The organism is Thalassospira sp. GB04J01 (assembly GCF_000751115.1).
In the GTDB taxonomy this organism is placed as follows: domain Bacteria; phylum Pseudomonadota; class Alphaproteobacteria; order Rhodospirillales; family Thalassospiraceae; genus Thalassospira; species Thalassospira lucentensis.
The window spans coordinates 411,609-432,896 of record NZ_CCDX020000012.1 but is presented as its reverse complement, the minus strand read 5'-3'; the positions used below and the strand labels follow the sequence as shown (position 1 = coordinate 432,896).

At 54.2% G+C, this 21,288-nt stretch carries 18 protein-coding genes; 9 read left to right on the top strand and 9 right to left on the bottom strand.

Annotated elements, in window-relative coordinates; genetic code table 11:
• The first annotated feature begins 290 nt into the window (after positions 1-290).
• From AMM48_RS13265 to AMM48_RS13245, 5 genes are all read left to right on the top strand, one after another.
• The gene (locus tag AMM48_RS13265) at positions 291-1,424 is read left to right on the top strand and encodes an efflux RND transporter periplasmic adaptor subunit (RefSeq protein WP_102784517.1); all 1,134 of its coding nucleotides are present in this window, start codon (positions 291-293) and stop codon (positions 1,422-1,424) included.
• Positions 1,425-1,426: 2 nt separating this feature from the next.
• Entirely contained in the window at positions 1,427-4,594 is a 3,168-nt protein-coding gene (locus AMM48_RS13260; protein WP_102784416.1) for an efflux RND transporter permease subunit, read from the top strand.
• 1 nt (position 4,595) lies between these two features.
• Positions 4,596-6,047 (top strand): TolC family protein, encoded by a 1,452-nt coding sequence (locus AMM48_RS13255; protein WP_102784415.1) that lies wholly within the window; start codon positions 4,596-4,598, stop codon positions 6,045-6,047.
• Positions 6,048-6,162: 115 nt separating this feature from the next.
• Positions 6,163-6,774, top strand: coding sequence for an alpha-ketoglutarate-dependent dioxygenase AlkB (locus AMM48_RS13250; RefSeq protein WP_102784516.1), 612 nt, complete (start codon positions 6,163-6,165; stop codon positions 6,772-6,774).
• Positions 6,775-6,920: 146 nt separating this feature from the next.
• Entirely contained in the window at positions 6,921-7,970 is a 1,050-nt protein-coding gene (locus AMM48_RS13245; protein WP_102784414.1) for a LacI family DNA-binding transcriptional regulator, read from the top strand.
• A 26-nt stretch (positions 7,971-7,996) separates the two neighbouring features.
• Here the strand turns inward: AMM48_RS13245 and AMM48_RS13240 are convergent, their stop codons facing one another.
• Positions 7,997-8,596 (bottom strand): DNA-3-methyladenine glycosylase I, encoded by a 600-nt coding sequence (locus tag AMM48_RS13240; RefSeq protein WP_102784413.1) that lies wholly within the window; start codon positions 8,594-8,596, stop codon positions 7,997-7,999.
• A 338-nt stretch (positions 8,597-8,934) separates the two neighbouring features.
• Between AMM48_RS13240 and AMM48_RS13235 the strand changes: the two genes are divergently transcribed.
• Genes AMM48_RS13235 through folD form a run of 3 tightly spaced genes read left to right on the top strand, consistent with a single transcriptional unit; the run spans position 8,935 to position 10,497 of the window.
• On the top strand, positions 8,935-9,231 hold the full coding sequence (locus AMM48_RS13235; protein WP_022731678.1) for a YggT family protein: 297 nt from the start codon (positions 8,935-8,937) through the stop codon (positions 9,229-9,231).
• 37 nt (positions 9,232-9,268) lie between these two features.
• A complete protein-coding gene (locus tag AMM48_RS13230; RefSeq protein WP_028791452.1) occupies positions 9,269-9,601 on the top strand; it encodes a DUF167 family protein in 333 nt (110 codons plus the stop codon).
• Positions 9,598-10,497: a bifunctional methylenetetrahydrofolate dehydrogenase/methenyltetrahydrofolate cyclohydrolase FolD gene (gene folD, locus AMM48_RS13225; protein ID WP_102784412.1), complete on the top strand. Its 900-nt coding sequence runs from the start codon at positions 9,598-9,600 to the stop codon at positions 10,495-10,497. Before AMM48_RS13230 ends, folD begins: the two co-directional genes overlap by 4 nt.
• 199 nt (positions 10,498-10,696) lie before the next feature.
• Here the strand turns inward: folD and AMM48_RS13220 are convergent, their stop codons facing one another.
• The 3 genes from AMM48_RS13220 to AMM48_RS13210 all read right to left on the bottom strand — a co-directional run bounded on the left by AMM48_RS13220 (position 10,697) and on the right by AMM48_RS13210 (position 14,629).
• Positions 10,697-11,530, bottom strand: a complete 834-nt coding sequence (locus tag AMM48_RS13220) for a hypothetical protein (RefSeq protein ID WP_102784411.1) — start codon at positions 11,528-11,530, stop codon at positions 10,697-10,699.
• Positions 11,524-12,531, bottom strand: a complete 1,008-nt coding sequence (locus tag AMM48_RS13215; RefSeq protein WP_146030410.1) for a hypothetical protein — start codon at positions 12,529-12,531, stop codon at positions 11,524-11,526. The genes AMM48_RS13220 and AMM48_RS13215 overlap by 7 nt, the downstream gene beginning before the upstream one ends.
• 184 nt (positions 12,532-12,715) lie before the next feature.
• Positions 12,716-14,629 carry an SLC13 family permease gene (locus AMM48_RS13210; RefSeq protein ID WP_102784409.1) on the bottom strand — a complete coding sequence of 638 codons (1,914 nt, stop codon included), beginning with the start codon at positions 14,627-14,629 and terminating at the stop codon, positions 12,716-12,718.
• A 178-nt stretch (positions 14,630-14,807) separates the two neighbouring features.
• On the opposite strand from AMM48_RS13210, the gene AMM48_RS13205 reads away from it, so the two are divergent.
• Positions 14,808-16,046 (top strand): crosslink repair DNA glycosylase YcaQ family protein, encoded by a 1,239-nt coding sequence (locus tag AMM48_RS13205; RefSeq protein WP_102784408.1) that lies wholly within the window; start codon positions 14,808-14,810, stop codon positions 16,044-16,046.
• Between the two features lie 106 nt (positions 16,047-16,152).
• Here AMM48_RS13205 and AMM48_RS13200 read toward each other — a convergent pair whose 3' ends face one another.
• From AMM48_RS13200 to AMM48_RS13180, 5 genes are all read right to left on the bottom strand, one after another.
• Positions 16,153-16,923 carry an SDR family oxidoreductase gene (locus AMM48_RS13200; protein WP_101303134.1) on the bottom strand — a complete coding sequence of 257 codons (771 nt, stop codon included), beginning with the start codon at positions 16,921-16,923 and terminating at the stop codon, positions 16,153-16,155.
• An 84-nt stretch (positions 16,924-17,007) separates the two neighbouring features.
• Entirely contained in the window at positions 17,008-18,009 is a 1,002-nt protein-coding gene (locus AMM48_RS13195; RefSeq protein WP_022731670.1) for an ABC transporter ATP-binding protein, read from the bottom strand.
• Positions 18,010-18,048: 39 nt separating this feature from the next.
• Positions 18,049-18,879 carry a carbohydrate ABC transporter permease gene (locus AMM48_RS13190; RefSeq protein ID WP_022731669.1) on the bottom strand — a complete coding sequence of 277 codons (831 nt, stop codon included), beginning with the start codon at positions 18,877-18,879 and terminating at the stop codon, positions 18,049-18,051.
• A 9-nt stretch (positions 18,880-18,888) separates the two neighbouring features.
• Entirely contained in the window at positions 18,889-19,761 is an 873-nt protein-coding gene (locus tag AMM48_RS13185; protein WP_022731668.1) for a sugar ABC transporter permease, read from the bottom strand.
• A gap of 167 nt (positions 19,762-19,928) precedes the next feature.
• Positions 19,929-21,242, bottom strand: a complete 1,314-nt coding sequence (locus AMM48_RS13180) for a sugar ABC transporter substrate-binding protein (RefSeq protein ID WP_102784407.1) — start codon at positions 21,240-21,242, stop codon at positions 19,929-19,931.
• Between the last annotated feature and the right edge of the window lie 46 nt (positions 21,243-21,288).

Genomic DNA, 21,288 nt, shown 5'->3' with positions numbered 1-21,288 from the left:
AAACCGGCCTGCATACCGTACCGTGTATGCAGGCCGGTTTGCGTTTGCAAATTGAATGGCTGTGAAACGTCTGGTTTTGTTGGTGTCTTGATACAAGCTGCGACGTTTCTGATACACTTTTTGTGTGGTTCTGGCCGACGGGTTGCAGTAGCTTTTGCCCCATAATGTATTTCACCAAAAAACAATCACCCTTGCCGGGTAAAGAATTGAAATACAAAATGTTTCCCGGACGGGAACAGGCCTCTCAGGGTGGTGGGTGAAACCTGCCCCGACTTGGAAGTATGGATGTGATGACGCGTAAGACAACGCTTCTGATCGCAGGTGTGGCAATCATCGCGATGGCAGCAACTGCGTATATTTTTGCCAAAGACGACATCATGGCGCTTGTCACCCCCGGTGAGAAAGCCCCGCAGGCGCGCGAAAACGGCGGGGATCGCGGCCTTCCGGTGATTGCCGAATATGCCAGTCTGATGGATGAAACAACCGTTGTTCAGGCCGTCGGAACAGGCAAATCAGCACTGGGTGTGACGATCTATCCTGCGGTGTCGGGCGAAGTGTCAGACGTTCTGTTTCGCGCTGGTGACAAAGTGACAAAGGATCAGGTTCTTGTCATCCTTGATTCGGATCGCGAACGCCTTGCGCGCGATCTTGCCGCCGTGCAGGTCAAAGACGCCAAGCAGCTTCTTGGCCGTTACGAACAGGCCCGCCCCCTTGGGGCTGTCGCCGACAGCGAGGTCGATACGGCGCGCACTGCATTGGCCGAAGCCAAAATTCAACTCGATCAGGCCGAAGTCAATCTGGCTGATCGCACCATTTTGGCCCCGTTCGATGGCATCGTCGGCATTTCTGAAATTGAGGCAGGCGACCGCGTTGACAGTTCAACCGTGATCGTCACCCTTGATAACATCGAAAGCATTCTGGTTGATTTCGAAGTCGCCGAAACCCGGTTTGACAATGTAAGGCCGGGCCAAAAGGTCCGGGTTGAAACGTGGAGCCTGCCGGGCGAGCTGTTCGAAGGAACCGTTGAGTCCATCGGCAGCCGCATTGACCCGGTCAGCCGGACGTTTAGTGTCCGTGCTCGTGTGCCCAACCCAAAAGGCCGTCTTTTGGCCGGGATGTCGTTTGCGGTTTATGTCGATATCGAAGGCAAAAGATACCCGTCCGTGCCCGAAATCTCGGTCCTTTGGGGGGACGAGGGAACCTACATCTGGCGGATCAAGGATGATGCGGTGTCGCGCGTACCCGTCCGCGTTGTCAAACGGACCAGTGGGCGCATTCTTGTGGATGGCGATATCGAAAAAGGCGATCTGATCGTTGTCGAAGGCGTCCTTCGCCTGCGTCCCGGTCGCAAGGTTGCAACTGTCATCCGCGACAACAACGATACGGGTGTTGCCACCCGCGATGGCATTGGTGAAGGTTCCTGACCATGACGATGGAAACCGGCAATCAAAACCATAATGATCTTGCGTCGCTCAGCATCCGGCGCCCGGTTTTAATCATCGTCGCGGCGATGTTGATCATTCTGGCCGGACTTGCCGCCATGCTGGGCGTTGAAATCCGTGAATTGCCAAATGTCGATCAACCAACTGTAACCGTCTATGCCACGTACGACGGGGCATCCCCCGAAACGGTGGACTCGGAAGTCACTGGCATCCTCGAAGCTGCCGCATCACGGGTCAGCGGTGTTAAGGAAATCAGCTCCAACAGCGAAGAAGGCAGCGCGCGCGTCCGCGTGCGGTTCTATCCCGATGTTGAGGTCAATGATGCGGCCAATGACATCCGCGAAGCGGTCAGTCGCGCCTCACGCAGTCTGCCTGATAACGTCGAAGACGTCCGTGTCGTCAAGGCCGACGCCGATGCCAGTGCCATCATGCGCCTTGCCGTGGTCAGCAAAAGTCTGACCGAGGAAGAACTGGCCAATATCGTCGAAGACCAGATCGAGCCTGCTTTGCTGGCTGTGCCTGGCGTTGCCGAAATTTCGATTAACGGTGATCGTGAACGTGTCCTTCATGTCCGGGTCGATCCGCTGCGTCTGGCAAGCTATGGTCTGTCGGTGCAGGACGTGGCCGATGTTTTGGAAACGGCACAGTTCGATATTCCAGCAGGCAGTTTTGAATCAAATGATCAAAAGCTGTTTGTCCGTGCCGACGCCTCTGTCTGGGAAGTTGGACGCCTGAACCAGATGATGGTCCGCGACAGCATCCGGCTTGGTGATGTTGCCGATGTCTATTACGGCCCGGATGATGCGACTTCCTATGTCCGCCTTGATGGACGCACCGTTATCGGTCTGGGTGTCACCCGTCAGGCCCAATCAAACACCATCGCAATTTCAAACGGTATCCGCGGAGCAGCAGAAAAACTGAACGCGCAGTATGATGATGTCGATGTCTTCGTGAATTCTGATGATGCGGTGTTTATCGAAGGTGCCTTAAGCGAGGTGATCTACAGTCTCGCCCTTGCCATCGTGATTGTGATTGGGGTGCTGTATCTGTTTTTGCGCTCCTTTACCGCAACCCTGATCCCGACGGTGACCATTCCAATCGCCCTAATTGGCACTGTTGCGGCCATCTGGGCGATGGGCTTTTCGATCAATATCCTGACCTTGCTGGCCCTTGTTCTGGCCACTGGCATGATTGTTGATGATGCGATTGTGGTGCTTGAAAACATTCAACGCCGCCGACATCAGGGACTGGGGTCTATGGCGGCGGCTGTTCTTGGCTCACGTCAGGTTTTCTTTGCGGTGATTGCCACCACATTGACCCTGATCTCGGTTTTCCTGCCGATTTCCTTCCTGCCAAGCACCGCCGGTAGTCTGTTCCGAGAATTTGGTTTTGTGTTGGCTTTTTCGGTGGCGGTGTCTTCTTTTGTCGCCTTGACCCTGTGTCCCATGCTGGCGTCGCGCCTGAAACATATTGATCCGCATGACGGGGATGCGAATGCCAAACCGAATATGCTGGAAAGGGTCGGTTATTTCTTTGCCGATATTTACAAAAGCATTCTCGAATGGGTTTTGCGGTTTCCCTATATCACGCTGATCGGCTGTATTCTTGTCGGGACAATGGCATTTGGTGTCTATAACAGCGTCACCAAGGAATTGCTGCCTGATGAAGACCGTGGGCGTATTCTTGTGTCGCTGCGCGGGCCCGACGGGGTCGGTATTGATTATATGGACCGTCAGGTTGAGACGGTCGAAAGTATTTTGCGTCCGGTCGTTGAGTCCGGGGATGCCTATAATATTTACACCATTGTCGGGTTATGGGACCCCAATCGGGCCTTGGTCATTGCGCCATTGATCCCGTGGGATGAACGCGACCGTAGTCAGCAGGACATTACCGCCACCATTCAGGATCAGCTAAACGCTCTTCCCGGTGTGCAGGCCTTTGTCTATCAGCCCAACAGCCTTGGTCTGCGCGGCGGCAGTGGCGAGGGGCTGGAATTTGCCCTGACCGGAACCAGCTATCGCGTCCTTGCCGCACAGGCGCGCGACATGCAGCGCGAATTCGAAGAAAACTATCCCAACTTGCTGGGGATACGGATCTCCTATCAGACGACCCAGCCACAGCTTCTGGTCAATATCGACCGCGAACGGGCATTTGACCTTGGCATTCCGGTTGAAAGCCTCAATGTGACGCTGCGCACGATGATCGAGGGATATGAAGTTACCGAAATCAACGTCGACGACCAAAACGTCCCGGTTAAACTGCGTTCAAGCCTTGGCAGCATCAATGATCCGTCCGATCTTGAAAATCTGTTTGTGACCGGGACGGACGGACGGGTATTGCCGCTATCGTCCGTGATCAGTCTAAGCGAAGAAGCGGTTGCATCGGAGCTCGAACGCGAAGGTCAGCAGCGCGCTGTGATGGTCTCGGCCAATCTTGCACCCGGCTATACCTTGCAACAGGCGGTCGATGATGTGAACGCAGCCGCCGACAAGGTTCTCTCCCCCGGGATCGGGGTGTTGATGACCGGCGATGCTGCGACCCTTGGCGAAACCAACAATGATGTACAGCTGACCTTCCTGATTGCTGTGCTGGTGGTGTTGCTGGTGCTTGCTGCCCAGTTTGAAAGTTTCATGTCCGCTTTGGTGGTTGTCCTGACAGTTCCATTTGGTCTGGCAGCCGCGATCTTTGCGCTGGGCTTAAGTGGGACATCAATCAATATTTACAGCCAGATCGGGCTTGTGATGCTGGTCGGCCTGATGGCCAAAAACGGTATTTTGGTCGTCGAATTTGCCGATCAGCTCCGCGATTCCGGGAAATCGGTCCGTGATGCTGTGCACGATGCGGCCATGGTACGGTTACGTCCAATCATGATGACAATGATTTCAACGGTCCTTGGCGGGTTGCCACTGGTGCTGGGGTCGGGGGCTGGGGCCGAGGCCCGGGCGGCAATTGGCTGGGTTGTGTTTGGCGGGCTTGGGTTTGCCACGGTCTTTACGCTGTTTTTGACCCCGGTTTTGTATCTGTTGCTGGCACCACTGGTGTCGGCGCGTGCGGACGGCGGGTTTAAATTGCAAAGTCAGTTGCGTGCGGCCGAAGCCATTCCTGATACCGGCGAAATGGACGACAGCAAGATTCAGGGAAGTGCGAAATAACATGCAGGTGAAACGACTTTCGGCACTCTCTTGCGCTGTCATGCTGATCGGTTTGGCCGGCTGTCAATCGGTGGGGCCAGATTATGCCGCACCGAAATTTGATCTGATCGCCGCCTATACCCCGGAAATTCCGGTTATCGCCAATAATCCTGCCGATCAGGCCCGCTGGTGGGAAACCACAACCGATCCGGTTTTGGACGCCCTGATCAAGGAAGGTATCACCAACAATATTGATCTTAAGATCGCGATCAGCCGCATTCGTGCAGCGGCAGCAACCGCGCGTGGTGTGCGCGGGGAAAATGGTCTTGAAGTCGGTGCCAGCGTCGATGGTTCGGCTGAACGCAGAACGTCCAGCCGGGTAGATGGCAATCGGGTTGATGATCTTGGATACGGGGCGGGGATTGATCTTTCCTGGACGGCGGATGTTTGGGGCGGGGAAGCCCGTGAAGAACAGGCTGCCGAGGCCGATTATCTTGAACAGGTTTATTTGCGCGAGGATGTCTATCGCGTGATGATCGGCGATATTATCCGTAACTATATCGAACTGCGCGGCAGCCAAAAACGTCAGGAACTGTTGCGAAGCTCACTTGATCTGCAACGCCAGACCAGCAACATCGTGCAGGTTCGCCAGCAAACCGGTCTTGCGTCCGAACTTGATCTATCGCGTGCGCGTGCCGAAGTGTCCGATATTGAATCAAGTTTGCCCGCCCTTCAAACCGACATAGACCGGTCGATCAATGCAATTTCCATTCTGGTTGGTGCGCAGCCGGGAACCCATCGTGATGTGTTACTCGATGTGTCACCCTTGCCGGAATTTCAAAGTGCGCCACCAATTGGTATTCCAGCCGATCTTTTGCGCCGGCGTCCCGATGTGCGTGCCGCCGAACTGGCCTTGATTTCCGCCACGGCGCAAATCGGGGTCGAAACCGCGACCCTTTATCCTGAACTCTCACTCGATGGGTCTTTGGCCTTTGGCGTGACGGGCTATGGCACTGGGCCGATTATTCGTACCGCAATGGCTGCCATTGGCGCGCTGATTGATGCGACGCTGTATGATGGTGGGCTGCGCCGGTCCAACATCACGGTGGCCGAAGAAGAAGCTGAGCAGGCCTTTCTGACCTATCGCAAGACGCTGTTGGCCGCGATTGAAGAAGTCGAAAGTGCGATTTACGGTTATGTCGGTGCCGTGCAGCAACGTGATTCGCTGATTGCATCGGTGCGCTATCACAGCGATGCGTTTGAACAATCGCGGGTACGCTACGTTCAGGGGCTTTCGAACTTTCTTGATGTGCTTGATTCTCAACGCAGCCTGACAACGTCACAGCAATCCCTTGCCGATGCCGAGACCGATCTCGAACTTGAAACCATCAATCTTTATAGCGCGGTTGGCCTAAGCGTTGAGGATGTCGAACGTTATGCCGATCAGGAAGGGATAGCTCTGGTCAACGGCTAGGGGCAGAACTGATGTGTGCCAAGTCACTGTGGAAACAACTATATCAGTGAACTGTGTCTTGAGTTTCACGCACGTTCGTCCTAGGTGTTTGTCAGAATGACTTCCGGGGATGATCATGACTGGCGATCTGTTTGCCAACGAGCCACCTCGCAATCTGCTGCCCTTTGACGGGCAGGTTTTGTTGTTGCGTGGCATTATGTCTGATGATGATGCTGACCGGACCTTTGACCGGCTGCTCAGTGGCATTGTCTGGCAACAGGAAACCGCCCGGATGGCTGGTAAGGAAATCCCCGTTCCGCGCCTGACCGCATGGTTTGGGGAGGTTGCCTATCGTTATAGCGGTGTGTATCACCCTGCATCCCCTTTTCCGGCAAAGGTCGCCCCGTTGCGCGATCTGGCCGAAAACCTTGCCGGTGTGGCCTTTAATACGGTGCTGCTCAACCAGTATCGCGATGGCCGCGACAGTGTATCCTGGCATGCTGATGACGAAGATGTTCTTGGTCAGAACCCGGTCATCGCCAGCCTGTCCTTTGGCGAGGAACGCCGTTTTCATCTGCGTCACAAGACAACCGGGGATCGCATCAGCATCGATCTGCCCCATAATTCAGCCCTGATCATGGGCGGTGAAACCCAGCATTGCTGGCTGCATCAACTGCCCAAAACCGCCAAACAAGTTGGGCCACGGATTAATCTGACCTTCCGCAATACCAGTCCCGAAATCCGTTAAAACCAAGGGCGGTTTTCTGTAACGTCAATGTCTTGTGGCAAGACAGTGTTGGTTCTGGCTATAGTGGTTCTAAGGAAAAAACATCTGCCGTCGCCGCCGCTGGGCGGGGCAGTTTAAAAACGCACGGACTGGGAGAGCAAAACGCAATGGCTGCAAAACGCGTAAAACTTCTGGATGTCGCCAAGGCGGCCGGGGTTTCGCAAGGAACGGCGTCCAATGCGTTTGGCAAACCTGATCTTGTCCGTCGCGAAGTCCGCGACCGCATTTTTGCTGCGGCCAAGGATCTTGGCTATCGCGGGCCGCATGTCATGGCGCGGATGTTGCGCACGGGTAAGGCCGGGGCGCTTGGCGTTGTGTTTCCCGACAATCTTGAATATGCCTTTTCCGATCCGGTGGCGATTGAATTGCTGCGCGGGATCGGGCGCGAATGTGCGCGTCACGGGGTTAATGTCATGATCATTTCGGCCGAAAACCCGCAGCAGGCGATTGCTGCGGTCAATAATGCCGCGGTCGATGCCTTTTTGGTGCATTGCTATTCGGACAATAATGACATTATTTCCGCCATCCAGCGCCGCAACCAGCCGCTGATCAGCATTGATACCGACATCGCCGGTGCGGCGGGAACGGTATTGCTCGACGATTATGCGGCGGCGAAAACGGCTGCTGCGCATTTGCTCGATTGCGGGGCGCGCAAATTTGCCATTCTGTCGTTACAGGCAACAGAACATGATCATTTCGGCCCGATGAATGCCAACCGTGTCGGTGCGGCAAGCCACCGTGTCGTGCGTGAACGGATGGCGGGCTATCACGATGCCCTGCAATCGGCGGGCATTGCCCCGACCGACATCATCCATGTCGAATGTGACAACCATTCCGAACACAGTGCCAAAATGACGATTGAGATGCTGGTTCAGCATCCTGAAATTGACGGCATCCTCGCCATGTCCGATGTGATCGCGATTGGGGCGCTGGATGCGGCGCGCGAGTTGGGCCGCAAGGTACCTGATGACCTTAAGGTCATTGGCATTGACGGCATTGTGGCCGGCGAACGCACCGACCCACCGTTATCGTCAGTACGTCAGGATTCGGTCGAAAAGGGCCGCCTGGCCGCCGAAATGGCGCTTGGCGAAGACGCCGGTCGCACCATCATCCTCGAAACCGGCCTTCTGGTGCGCGGCTCAACCAAGACGACCTAACCGCCTTGGGACATCCGAACAGAGGACTATTTTACCAGTTCTTTGTAACGGTAGCAGTCAACCGTATGGTCCATGACAAGGCCGGTGGCTTGCAGGAATGCATAGATGATGGTGGTGCCGACGAATTTCATGCCGCGTTTTTTAAGGTCTTTGGACAGCGCGTCGCTGAGATCGGTGGAGACTGGAACGTCGCCCATGGTCGGCCAATGGTTGATGATCGGGGTGCCGCCGACGAAATTCCAGACGTAGGAATCGAAGCTGCCGAACTCTTTCTGGATGGCGATGAATATTCGCGCATTTTGAATAGTCGCGGCTATTTTTAATTTATTTCGAATAATCCCCGGATCGGCCAGAAGCGTTTGTTGCTTTTCCGCGTCATAAGCCGCGACCTTATGGACATCGAAATCATCGAATGCGGCCCGGTATGTTTCACGCCGGGCCAAAATGGTCAGCCAGCTTAACCCGGCCTGCGCCCCTTCAAGGATCAGCATTTCAAAAAACAGCCGGTCGTCATGCACGGGCACACCCCATTCGGTGTCGTGATACTCGACGTAAAACGGCTTGTCGACATGGCTTAACGCCCAACCGCATCGTTTTTTTTCGCTGTTTTGCACGCTGTTGGTCATGTTTTGCCTTTCCCGATGATCCAGTGATCTGTTGTGACGCGAAGTGACGGCATGGGCAAGGAATGATCACGGGCAGACTGACATCTCCTGACAGTTTTTTGTATGAACAGGTATCGTTTTGGGCGTTTTAAATAGTATGAGGAATAGGTTGCGGCGGAAATTTGGGGTGTGCCGCGTCGTGATTGGGATCACAAACCGGGTAAAATCGGCCCAATAGGCGGTTAAATCAATGCTCTGCGCTTGCGTTGTCGGGCATTGCCGACTAGGTTTTGCTGCGTAAAAACATAATTTCGGGGCCGATTTTGCACATCAACCCCGGCGGCAGGTAAGGAGCAGCAATGCTGGCGATTTTTTGGCTTATTGATACGGTTGTGGGTATCTACATTTTCATGCTGATCGGGTCGGCAATTCTGTCGTGGCTTGTCGCGTTTAATGTGATCAATACCAGCAACAAGTTTGTCTATATGGTCGGTGATTTCCTGTACCGGGTGACCGAGCCCGCATTGCGGCCGATCCGGCGCATCATTCCCGATCTTGGCGGCATTGATATTTCGCCGATCATCCTGATTTTGGTGCTGCAATTTGCCAATATGCTGATCCAGACCGATGTCCGCATGGCGCTTGTCGGCTATTGATGTCTCATTTCGCCTATTCATTCGTCTCATTTAGACAATGTCTGATGCTGTCTGCGTGATAGGTTCTGATCAAACAGGGATAAGTCTGTTTGTCCGCTTGACACCCAAGGCATCGCGCAATGCGATTGGCGATGTGGTGGCCGACGCCAGCGGACAAATGCAGCTTAGGGTGTCTGTGACCGCCGTGCCGGAAAACGGCAAAGCCAATCAGGCGCTGATAAAACTTTTGGCAAAAGCGGCCAAATGTCCTAAGTCCTCGATCAGGATCGTCTCCGGGCTGACTGATCGCAACAAAAAGCTGCTGATAGACGGCGATCCCGACGAGCTGATGGTGCAAATATCCCAACTTACGGGGCGGACAGACAGATGAGTGACGCAAAAATCATCGACGGCAAAGCCTTCGCAGCCAAACTGCGCGAAGACATCACTTCCGAAGTAACCAAGCTGAAAGCCGATCACGGCGTTACCCCCGGTCTGGCCGTGATTTTGGTCGGCGAAGACCCGGCCAGTCAGGTCTATGTGCGCAACAAGGGCAAGCAAACCCTTGAATGCGGCATGAATTCCTATGAGCATAAACTGTCCCCCGATACCCCGCAGGCAGACTTGCTGGCACTGATTGCCAAAGTGAATGCCGATCCGAATGTGCATGGCATCCTGTGCCAACTCCCCGTCCCCGACCATATTGACGAGCAGGCCATTCTGGCCGCGATTGATCCGGCCAAGGATGTCGACGGGTTTCATGTGGTCAATGCCGGGGCGCTGGCAACGGGCGGCGAAGGTTTTGCGCCCTGCACGCCGTATGGCTGCCTGATGTTGCTCAAAGATACGCTGGGCGATCTGTCAGGCAAGCGGGCCGTGGTTGTCGGACGATCAAACATCGTTGGCAAACCGATGGCGCAACTTCTGCTCAAAGAAAGCTGCACGGTGACCATTGCCCATTCGCGCACCCGCGATCTGCCCGATGAAGTCCGCCGGGCCGATATCGTGATTGCGGCTGTTGGCCGCCCGAACATGATCAAGGGCGACTGGATTGCACCGGGGGCTACGGTGATTGATGTTGGCATCAACCGGGTTGAAGGCGATGCGGGAAAAATGAAACTGGTCGGCGATGTCGAGTTTGCAACCGCGTCCAAGGTGGCCGGTGCGATTACCCCGGTGCCGGGCGGTGTCGGCCCGATGACCATCGCGTGCTTGCTGAACAATACCCTGATTTCGGCCTGCCGTGCGAATGGCGTTGCGGTGCCGAAGCTTGGTTTTGACAGCTAAGCAAACTGCTAAGCGAAATATGCAACAAGGCGGTCCAGTGGGTCGCCTTCTTTATTTGTTGCTTATAAATATAAATCTACTTCAGCATGGCGCATCAACCTGAGATTACTTGCCGTGATCGCAAAAGCGAGAGCCACTGTGACTGATAGGTGCTTCGTCTTAAGGCACGAGGAAAGAGAGTGGTTCTCTCTTTCCTGTATTATGGAACAACAATATTATCGTCTGCGATGAATGGATAATCATTCCGGCCAACCTGATATATAGTCTCGAGAGCTTCAACAACGACATCGAGTGTTAGGCCTCGCACGACATCTTGCGTAGGGAATTCCTCGGCACAAAGCTTATTTATAAACATGCCAATATCACGAACAATGGGTTCGGCAAGTTCAACGCGTCGGTTTGCAGGAATCAGAGCCAGCAGACGAATAATATCAGCCCGATGCTTATTGATATCCTTGCTCTTTACTGCGGGATCTCCGTTGGCCCTTTTTCGCTCAAGATCGATATGCGCCCTTGCCTTGAAGGGGATCAAGAGATCTTCATTTAAAATAGGGAGTCCGCGCATGAGCGTTTTGTTCGTAATCAGAGCAGCATAGTAATCATCGTCAAGCAAAATGGCCGAAAGGCTCATTAAATCGCTTTCCACAACCAGTCGACATTTGATTTTCTCGTCTGTTAAAGGAAGGCTATTGGGGCGCCTGGAAAAGAATTCGAGCATAACCGGATACCCCTCGACCTTTGGTGATTCAAACCGGTAGTATTCTTGTTTTCCTGTGGCGCGGGTTCTTGCTTCATATTCACCTGCTTCAATGAATTCAAGCAGAGCGGTCGCGAAATTTTCATCGACCCGGTTTGTAGTATCAAGGCAAAGAACGATATCAAGGTCCTTTGTCGTCCGAGCGGTCACAGCGTTTTCGTCGAGGATTATCCGGCACGCTGTTCCTCCAATAATGACAAACCGATCAAGATATTCAGCGAAATGATCTGCGAAGCGGTTAAGTCCAACGACCAAATCTTCCAAAGAAGTTACCACAAGCTTTTCTCCAATAGCACTTCTGCTTCTCCTCGCAGACGGGGATCATCTGATGAATTAAACTGAGCATACAATGAAAGTGGATCTACAGTGCGGTCGTCGGATAACAATGTCGGATTGTAATGCCAAACCTCAACTATGTGTGTCGCTCCTTCGGGATCGACGGCATCATGCCAAACTTGTCTGGCTGTTCCTCGTTTCCAACGCTGTGTATCAATTGCCCAAACAGGGACCGAAGGTGGGGACAGCATTGTATATTCTGCCATTGCGGACTCACCCGCGAGATGTAAGTGAGGGACAAGCTCTCTAAATTTATCTAGGTAAAGTGTTTTGCGCACTGGTGAAATCAAATAGGGACGGGCACGGTCGATTATATTGCTCTTCGACTTTACTAGGTGGAGGTGTTTTTCTCGCCCTTGACGATGAATTTCACAAAGGTCATGAGCTGCGAGCTCTTGATAAGCTCTTCCAATTGACATTGGCGAATAACCAAGTCTGTCCGCAAGACGTGATGGTGTCGAATCCTGTACAGTATCCGGAGAACATCTCAATAAAAGATAGAACAGAACGAGCTGTGCGACCGGCGAGAATCGAACCTCTTGTGGCCGAAGCAAGCGTTTCCGGAAATGCTCCCTAAGGTCCATTGCTAACTGTGGAATGTAGCATTGCTGCCCGACTTGGATGAAGGCTGTAAGCTTTGAAATTAGCTGTTCACGCCAATATGCACTCATCGCATCGGTCACAAAAATGGCCAGTCTTTCGGTGATGTCCTGAACTTTCTTAATATCTAGTGCGATGGCGGCAGGTGTTTTCTCGCTGTGCGGCTTTTCGATTAGAAGAACGCACTCTCTGGAAACAATTTTACAGCCAGCAATGTTATAATCTGCAGTGATGCCAAGTGGTAAACTGCCACTATCCACCGGACTGTGTGAAATGTGGACGTGCAAAGTTTTTGAAAGATAAATGTCAAGGTTGTAAAGCAGTACTCCCGTTTCGGACATAGTGGCACCTATCGCTAACATTAATATCTAAACACTAACATTTATTATGTTATCTTTCAAATCCAATGTTAGTATCTAAGTTACCAAATTTCTCGATGCTCTCAATTAGCCCCAAGTCCCAGAAAAGCTGGGCTAGTTCTTAATATTGCTACACGCTTTGACACTGTTGGTGTTGATAAGGTGACTATAACGGCCAAACCCACAACAACATCGGCACACCCACCGCCACCACGATGATTTCAATCGGAAGGCCAAGTTTCCAGTAGTCGCCAAAGCGGAAGCCGCCGGGGCCGAGGATGAGCGTGTTGTTCTGGTGCCCGATTGGGGTGAGGAAGGCGCAGGATGCGCCAATCGCGACCGCCATCAGGAACGGGTCGGAGCTGGCCTCAAGCTGGGCGGCACTGCCAATCGCAATCGGGCACATCACGGCTGCGGTGGCGGCGTTGTTCATGAAGTCCGACAGGGTCATGGTGACGACAAGGATCAGGCCAACGGCAATGGTCGCATTGCCCTGTGCCACCGATTGTAGCAGGAAGCGCGCGATCAGATCGGCACTGCCGGTACTTTCCATGGCATTGGCCACGGGTATGAGGGCCGCGAGCAGGACGACAACCGGCCAGTCGACAGCATCATACAGGGTTCGGGGCGAGACCACGCGTATCAGCAATGCGGCCAGAACACCAAGGGCAAAGGAAATGGCGGCGGGTAAAATGCCAAAGGCGGCCAGCAGGATGGCGATGGCCATGATCATGGTGGTTTTAAGCGCCTGTGCCTTGTCCGCCAGATGGAGGGACCGTTCGGCAAGTGGCACACAGCCAAGCCGGTTGCCAAAGTCATAGATGGCTTCTGGTGGGCCTTGCATCAAAAGGACGTCGCCGGCCTGCATTGTCATGGTGCGCAAGCGCGCCATCGAACGGCGGCCTTGGCGTGAAACGGCCAGCAGGTTGATGCCATAGCGGTTGCGCAGGCGTATGTCGGTCGCAGACCGGCCAATAAAGGCGGCATTTGGCAGAACAGCCAGTTCAATCAGCGAAATATCATCCGACTGCAGGGCGGTTTTATCGGCATCCGTTGGCGCGTCGTTCTGATCCGGATCAGAGGGGGCTTCTGTATCGCCGCTGGTCTCGGTTTTTGTGCTGTCGGCAGCCTTGGTATCGGAAAGGGTTTTTTCGTCGCTGTCCTGTGCCTTGAGTTTGGCCTGCGCATCATTCCATTCGGCCTCAAGGGTGAGCTCAACCGCAGAAAGGGCGGCGGCGAGGCCTTCGGGTTCGGTTTCGATCAGAAGAACGTCGTTCTGATGCAATTCGCGAAAGGGGTTTGGCGCGGGGATACGGCGTTCATTGCGGATCAGGCCAATGACCTGTGCGTCGGTTTTTTCCAGTTCATTGTTGATGTCGCGCAACAGCATGCCGATGGCCTTGCTGCCCTCGGTAATACGCGCCTCGGTCAGGTATGAGCCGGTTTCAAATCCCTCGGCCCCGGCACGTTCGCGGGTGGGGACCAGAAATCGACCCAGCAGAATGACAAACACCAGTCCGGATGCGGCAATCGCGACCCCGACCGGGCTGAAATCAAACATCGAAAAGCCCGAGCCGTTTAGTTCGGCGCGAAAGCCCGAAACAATCAGGTTGGGCGGTGTCCCGATCAGGGTGGTCATGCCGCCCAAGATTGAGCCAAAGGCCAGTGGCATCAGGATTTTCCCGGGGGGCAAATTCTGCTTTCGGGCAATTTGAAGCGCAACTGGCATCAGCAAAGCCAAGGCGCCGACATTGTTCATAAAAGCCGACAGGATGGCAGCCAGCAGACTAAGGGCGGCCATGGTGACAAAGGGACCGGCTGATTGCGGCAGGACCGTTCGGGTTAATGTATCGACCGCCCCGGATTTTTGCAGGGCCGATGACAGGATCAGAATACAAGCCACGGTAATGACCGCCGGATGACCAAACCCGATAAAGGCATCGCCGGTCGGCACCAGCCCCAAGACGACACAGGCCAATAACGATGCCATCGCCACCATGTCATGACGCCAGCGCCCCCATAAAAACAGCGCAACCGTCCCGACAAGGACCGTCAGGATCATGATCTGTTCGATTTCCATCTTGCGTTCGTGTCCTGTGTTGCGGTGTGCGCGATGATCATCCGGGCAAAGGCCCTTGGCTGACGGTGTGACCCGTCAAGAAACCATACACGAAAACATATGGAATCCTCCTGCCGTATTTGTCAGGGGGATATGCTAACATCGTGCTGTTTTTATTTGCCAATTTGAATGTTTAACCATGCCAGATGACAGTGTTCATATCCCGATGCGATCCGTTGCCGTTTCCATCAAGCAGGCGCGCAACCTTGCGCTTGTCGGGCAGGGGTTTGATTGCGACGACAATCGCCCGGTGACCAAACGCCGGATCATCAAGGCGATCCGACAAACCAATATGTTGCAGGTCGATAGTGTCAACGTTTTGACACGTGCGCATTACATGCCGATTTTCAGCCGATTGGGGGTGTATGACCCGACGTTGCTTGATCAGGTTGTCTGGGGCACGGACCGGCAGCGTAAATTGTTTGAATATTGGGGCCATGAAGCATCCATGATCCCGGTTGAGGATTACCCGCTGTATCGCTGGCGGATGGAGGATGCGCGCAATGGCAAAGGAACCTGGGGGCGGATTGCGCGGATGCAGCGCGAACAGCCCGATCTGATCAATGGCATTCTGGCCCGGATTGAGCGCGAGGGTGCGATTGGTGCGAGTGACCTTGAAGACAAGCGTGCCAACAGTTCGGCATGGTGGGGATGGTCGGATACCAAAACCGCGATGGAATATCTGTTCTGGAGCGGTCAGGTCATGTCGCGCAAACGCCGCAGCAGTTTTGAGCGGGTTTATGATTTGCCCGAACGGATCATTGGCGATGCGGCCAATCTTGCGGCACCCGACAGGCAGGATGCGCAATGTGATCTGATCTGCAAGGGGATTGCCGCCATGGGGGTGGCGACCGAGGCAGATCTGCGCAAATATTTCCGCCTGCCAACGGCGGACGTGAAAGGATGCCTTGTACGTCTTGTCGAAGAAGGACGGTTGTTGGCAGCGGATGTTCAGGGGTGGAAACAACCGGGCTATATGTGCCCGAACGTCAATCCACGGTCACGGGCCAAGCCGACATGCTTGATGGTGCCGTTTGATCCGGTGATGTGGGAACGTGATCGGGTGGAACGTATTTTCGGGTTTAACTATCGGATCGAGATATATGTTCCGGCCGAAAAGCGCCAATACGGCTACTACGTCCTGCCATTTATGTTGAACGGCGAATTTGTTGCGCGTGTCGATTTGAAAGCGGACCGGCAGGCCGGGGTGCTTTTGGTGCAAAGCGCGCATCTTGAAGATGGTTTTGCCGCAGGTGATGTTGCGGGGGCGCTTATGGCCAATCTTGAACGCCTGTCAGCGTTCCTTGGCCTGTCGGGTGTTGTGGTGATGCCCGCGAATGACTTTTCCAAATATCTGGCCAGTGTTTGCGTGGCCTGAAAAGGTAAACGGGGCGCAGGTCCCACAACCGCGCCCCGTTTTAACCATCATTCCAGCCTGACTGTAAATAACTTCAGGAGATTACAGTCAACAGTTCCACCTGGCCTTACCAGCAGGTGTAACCCCCATCAGCCAGAACGATGGATCCGGTCATCAAGCTGGATGCGTCTGAGGCAAGGAACAGCACAACCGACCCGATTTCATCGGTCTCGCCCAAGCGGGCCATCGGGGTGCCATTGATCCATGCGTCATACATTTCCGGCTTGGATTTCACGAACTCATTCAGCGGGGTTGCGATATAGGTCGGTGCAACCGCATTGACGCGCACGCCGCGTCCGCCCCATTCAGCCGCCAGCGATTTGGTCAACTGATGCACAGCCGCCTTGGATGCGTTGTAATAGGCCTGTTCCTGTGGCTTGTTGACAATGACGCCCGACATCGAGCCGACATTGACGATGACGCCATTTTTCTTGGCCAGCATCTGCTTGCCAAATTCGCGGCAGCACCAGAAGGTGCCGTTCAGATTGACGTCAACGACATTGAGCCAATGTTCATCCGCAACTTTTTCGGCCGGGGTTTCCGACCGTGCGATGCCGGCGTTATTGACAAGAATGTCGATGCCGCCCTGCTTGGCCATTTTTTCGGCACTGGCACGGACCTGATCGGTGTTGGTGACATCCATGATGTCGATGTCGGCGGAGTACCCTTTGGATTTCAGGTAATCGCGGCCTTCTTCGGCGACAGCTTCGCTGATATCGCCAATGATGACATGTGCGCCTGCTTCTGCCAGTGCTTCACAGCAGGACAGGCCGATTGCACGACCGCCGCCCGTGACATAGGCACGGCGACCGGTAAGATCGAACTTTTTAAGATACATTTGGGTCTCACAGTTTTCTTGATTTGGTAAGGCGGGATCGCAACGCGTGTGCGGCATTGCGACCCGGTGTGCACGGTTTAGAAACTATCCAAGGGCCAGACCATGGGCGTCAAAACGATGGATGCGGTCCTGTTCCGGGGTGAGGAAGATTTTGTCATTCCCGCTCAGTGGCATTTCGCCGGTTGCCCGCACCGTCATCGCGCCAAATTCATCCGATTGCACATGGAGGTATGTTTCCGCCCCCAAGTGTTCGGCGATTTTGACCGTGGCCGGAATCACACCGCTTTCGGTGCTGACCACGAGGTGTTCAGGGCGAACGCCGATTTCATGACAACCATGTTTTGCCGCCAGTTCGCCGCCCAGGAAGTTCATTTTCGGTGAGCCGATGAAACCGGCGACGAATTTGTTGGCCGGTTTGCTGTAAAGGTCCATCGGTTTGCCGACTTGCTCGACACGGCCAGCCTGCAACACGACGATTTTGTCGGCCATGGTCATGGCTTCGACCTGATCATGGGTGACATAGATCATCGTGGTTTTGAGGTCCTGATGCAGACCGGTGATTTCAAGACGCATGTTGACGCGAAGGGCGGCATCAAGGTTCGATAACGGTTCATCAAACAGGAAGGCGGCCGGGTTACGGACAATCGCACGGCCAATGGCAACGCGTTGACGCTGACCACCCGAAAGGGCACCGGGGCGTCGTTCGAGATAGTCGGTCAGATTGAGGATTTTGGCCGCACTCTGGACTTTCTCGTTGATAACTTCCTTGCTTTCGCCGGCCATTTTCAGGCCAAAGGCAATGTTGTTAAAAACGGTCATATGCGGATAAAGCGCATAGGACTGAAAGACCATCGACAGGCCGCGCTTGGCCGGGGCTTCGTTGGCAACGTCGATACCATCAATCATGATTTTACCGTCGGTGACATCTTCAAGCCCGGCAATCAGGCGCAGCAAGGTTGATTTGCCACAGCCCGACGGGCCGACAAAGACGACAAACTCACCATCATTGATGTCAAGATCGACACCCGGAATCACATCCAGCGTTCCGAAGGTTTTCTTGACTTTCTCCAGTCGGATAGCACCCATTGCGGTGTTCCTTCTTTCTAGATTTCAATAGGGCAGCGGTTACTTGACCGCGCCAAATGTCAGACCACGAACCAGCTGTTTCTGCGAGAACCAGCCAATGACAAGAATTGGTGCAACTGCCAGAGTTGAAGCGGCTGAAAGCTTTGCCCAGAACAGCCCTTCGGGGCTTGAGTACGAGGCAATGAAAGCTGTCAGCGGTGCCGCATCGGACGTTGTCAGATTGAGTGTCCAAAAGGCTTCGTTCCAGGCAAGGATCACATTCAAGAGCATGGTCGATGCAATGCCGGGCAGGGCCATGGGCAACAGCACAAAGATGATTTCCTTGGGCAGGGTTGCGCCATCCATGCGGGCGGCTTCGAGAATGTCGGTCGGGATTTCCTTAAAGTAGGTGTAGAGCATCCAGACCATGATCGGCAGGTTCATCAAAAACAGAACCATGATCAGACCAAACCGGGTATCAAGCAGCCCCCAGTCGCGAAACATCAGATAGATCGGCACAAGAACGCCAACGGGTGGCATCATCTTGGTCGACAGCATCCAGAGCAGCGCGTCCTTGGTGCGTTTGGTCGGGTTAAAGGCCATGGCCCATGCGCAGGTGACAGCAAAGACCAAGCCAACCAATGTGGAGCCGACCGCAAGAATGACGGAGTTCATGGCGAACTTGAAATAGTTCGATCGTTCCTGAACCTCGACATAGTTTTCAAGCGTCCAGTCAAAGGAGATGAAGCTTGGCGGAATGCTGACGGCTTCAAGTTCGCTTTTGAAACTGGTTAAAACCATCCAGAAGATCGGGAAGAAAATCAAAAGGCCGACAACCCAGGCAAAGGCCGAGAAGCTGATATAGCCAAGAGGTGTTTGTTTCTTTTCCATATCGCGCCCCTAATTATCCAGGTTCTTGCCGATGAGGCGGATCAGGAAGATCGCCACGATATTGGCCAGAATGACCGCGACAATGCCGCCGGCTGATGCGCCGCCAACGTCGTACTGCAACAGTGCTTGTGTATAGACAAGGAACGCAATGTTGGTCGTTGCCAGACCCGGACCACCACCTGTGGTGACAAAGATTTCGGCAAAGACAGTCAGTAGGAAGATGGTTTCAATCAGCACAACCACGGTAATCGCGCGGCTGAGGTGGGGCAGGGTAATATAGAAAAAGATCGATACCGGACCGGCCCCATCCATCTGGGCGGCTTCCTTTTGGTCGCGGTCAAGCGACTGAAGTGCTGTCAGAAGGATCAGCACGGCAAAGGGCAGCCATTGCCATGACACCATGATGATGATGGATGTCAGCGGCGCATTGGTAAACCAGTCAATTGCAGGCAGGCCAAGTAAACTGGCAAGCCAGGCAAACATCCCCGAAACCGGGTCCATCAAAAGGTTTTTCCAGACCAGTGCATTGACGGTCGGCATGATGAAGAACGGCGCAATCACCAGAAGTCGCAGGATGCCGCGCCCAAAAATCGGTTGATCGAGCAGCAATCCCAGCAGGATGCCACCAATCACGGTGATGACCAGAACCGAACCGACAAGCAGCAGCGTGTTTGCAAGGGAGGCAAAGAACGCCGGGTCGGTCAGGAAAAATTCGTAATTGAGAGTGCCGATCCATTCTTCCGTGCCTGGCGACAACAGATTGTAGCGCAGGAAGGAAAAGTAAATTGTCATGCCCAGCGGGACGGCCATCCATAAGAACAGGACGATGATCGATGGCGCGGACATGATGCGCCCGGTAAGGGTCGAGGCACGTGTCGACATGATGTGCTCCCCGAAATTGATGTTGATGTCCCGATCCGGATGGAAAGAGGGTGGCGGTGTTAGAGCAAGTTGCTCTGTGGCCGCCACCCCAAGTTCATCAGGTCAAGGAGGTCAGGCCGGATGTCATTTCATGATGTGCGATGATCTGAAATCCGACCTGTAGTGCATCAGTAGTAACCGGCTTTGCGCATGGTGCGGTCGGTGCTGGCTTGTGCGGCCGAAAGGGCCTCTTCAACCGTGGACTGACCGGCAAGAGCTGCCGAGAACTGCTGGCCTACAGTGGTACCGATACCCTGGAATTCCGGGATCGCGGCGAACTGAACACCAACATAGGGTTTCGGTTTGAGGGTCGAGTTGATCGGATCTGCGCTGTCGATGGCGAGAAGCGTCTCGTCTGCAAAGGGTGCAGCCTCAAGATATTTCGGGTTTTCGTACAGCGAAATACGGGTTCCCGGGGGAACGTTTGCCCAACCTTCTTTGGAGGCAACCAGTTCGAGATATTCTTTGGACGTGGCCCAGGCGATGAATTTCTGAGCCGCTTCGACGTTCTGGGATCCCATCGGAATGCCAAGGTTCCAAGCCCAGAGCCAGTTGGCACCGGTGCAGGTTACAGCACAAGGAGCTTCGGTGAAGGCAACCTGGTCGGCAACTTTGGATTCTTTGGGGTTGGTGACAAAGGATGCTGCAACGGTTGCATCAATCCACATGCCACATTTGCCGGAGTTGAACAGCGACAGGTTTTCGTTAAACCCGTTCGATGTTGCCCCCGGAGGACCATAGTTACCAAGGATGTTGGTATACATGTCCAGGGCGGCTTTCCATTCCGGCCCGTCGAAGGTCGGGTTCCATTCTTCGTCAAACCAGCGTGCGCCATAGGCATTGCCCATGGTCGAGATCAGCGCCATGTTTTCGCCCCAGCCGGCTTTGCCACGCAGGCAGATGCCATAGACGCCGTTGTCCGGGTCATGCAGCTTTTTGGCGATATCAAGGGTCTGATCCCAGGTCAGGCGACCGTTGACTTCAATACCGGCTTTTTCGAACAGATCCTTGCGGTACATCATCATCGAGCTTTCGCCGTAGAACGGTGCAGCATAAAGCGCATCATCCTTGGAGACGGCAGCCCGGATAGCAGGCATCAGATCGTCGACGTCATAGTCGGCGCCGAGATTATCAAGCGGTGCCAGCCAGCCTTTTTCAGCCCAGATCGGCACTTCGTAGGTGCCAATGGTCATGATGTCATACTGACCGCCCTTGGTGGCGATGTCGGTGGTGACGCGCTGACGCAGGGTGTTTTCTTCGAGGGTGACCCACTCAAGCGAAATATCAGGATTCTGTGAGGTGAAGTCATCCGTCAGCTTCTGCATGCGGATCATGTCACCGTTGTTGACGGTTGCGATGGTCAGTTTGGTTTCGGCATTGGCGGTGAATGCAACACCGCCTGCTAGTAGCGCGCAAAGCGCGGCTCCCATAACGCGTTTCATGTTTCCTCCCTAAAGGACTATGTACCCGGTAAGCAAATTCTTGCTC